Origin of the sequence: Psychrobacter piscatorii, assembly GCF_904846415.1 — a bacterium.
GTDB classification, from domain to species: Bacteria; Pseudomonadota; Gammaproteobacteria; order Pseudomonadales; family Moraxellaceae; genus Psychrobacter; species Psychrobacter piscatorii.
Map to the genome: position 1 here is coordinate 1 of NZ_CAJHAR010000112.1, position 550 is coordinate 550.

Consider the following 550-nt stretch of genomic DNA (forward strand, 5'->3'; position numbering starts at 1 on the left):
GTGTGTTCAGTGTTGGTTTCAGCAGTGGCTGTTGGTCTAAAGCCTGCGCAAGTTGAAAACGCGCGTTTAGACCGCAACAAAAACATCTTAGTTGCGGCTGATATGTATGACGCTGAGTCTGATACAGCAGATGATGTCGCCGAACGTTTTAAAGATTTTGAAGTCAAAATCATTGATTTAAACGAAGGTACTCATCTCGATGACGACGCGCTAAAAACTGCTGGCATCCCTGATCGTAATGCTTATGACGCCAGTCAAGCAACAAAGAACCAAGCTTTAAGTGAAGACTTGGGTGACAACGATCCTGCTGGTATTGGTCGTAAGCCAAAATATGCCAAGGTCTATGTCAAAAATGATGACGCAGGTCAGCCAGAAACGGTTGTATTGCCAATTCAGGGCTACGGTCTATGGGGCACTATCTATGGTTTCTTAACGCTCGAAAGTGATATGAATACCATCAAAGGTATCAGTTTCCATGAGCATAAAGAAACCCCAGGTCTGGGCGCTCGTATCGAAGAGCCAGAATGGCGTGCAAAGTGGAGCGGTATCG

At 45.6% G+C, this 550-nt stretch carries 1 protein-coding gene; it reads left to right on the plus strand.

Annotated features, from left to right (window positions below; genetic code table 11):
* Positions 1-550 (plus strand): NADH:ubiquinone reductase (Na(+)-transporting) subunit C (nqrC, locus tag JMX83_RS15105; protein WP_201603424.1); only part of this gene is annotated, 550 nt, incomplete at both ends.